Origin of the sequence: Mycobacterium kyorinense (assembly GCF_001672775.1) — a bacterium.
Lineage (GTDB): Bacteria > Actinomycetota > Actinomycetes > Mycobacteriales > Mycobacteriaceae > Mycobacterium > Mycobacterium kyorinense_A.
Window position 1 is genome coordinate 1 of the sequence record NZ_LZKJ01000073.1, and the last position, 530, is coordinate 530.

Consider the following 530-nt stretch of genomic DNA (forward strand, 5'->3'; position numbering starts at 1 on the left):
GACCGCGACCGCGCCGAAGCGCAGAACCTGGGATTCGGCTACGGGATTCACAGTTGCCTCGGCGCGGCGTTGGCCCGCATGGAAAGCCGGATCGCGCTGGAGAAGCTGCTGGACTTCATGCCCCGCTACGAAGTGAATTGGGATGGCCTGCAACGCGTCCACATGCAAAACGTCGCGGGCTGGCAGAACGTTCCGGTGAAGGTGATTCGGTGAAAGTAGAAGTCGACTACGGATTGTGCGAAAGCAACGGTGTCTGCATGGGCATCAATCCGGAAGTCTTCGATCTCGGCGACGACGACGTGCTGAGAATTCTCAAGCCGGACGTCACGCCGGAGACGGAGGAGGACGTGCGGCAGGCTATCCGCCAGTGTCCGCGTCAGGCGCTCTCGCTCACGGAGTAGTCATCACCCCGACTTGTCGCCGGGATGTGGCATAATCGAACGCATGTTCGATGAAGGTGCTGACCTGCTGGAATGCATGGTGGCGGCGTCGCGGGCCGAAAACCAAGCGGCCGGTCAGCGGCTGGCAGC

2 protein-coding genes are annotated in these 530 nt (G+C 61.9%); both read left to right on the forward strand.

The features are described from left to right. Positions 1-213, forward strand: a 213-nt coding sequence (locus tag A5707_RS07475) for a cytochrome P450 (RefSeq protein ID WP_156657663.1), incomplete at its 5' end; no start/stop codon positions are given. Further along, the gene (locus tag A5707_RS07480; RefSeq protein ID WP_082969180.1) at positions 210-401 is read left to right on the forward strand and encodes a ferredoxin; all 192 of its coding nucleotides are present in this window, start codon (positions 210-212) and stop codon (positions 399-401) included. The genes A5707_RS07475 and A5707_RS07480, both read left to right, overlap by 4 nt. Positions 402-530 lie beyond the last annotated feature (129 nt).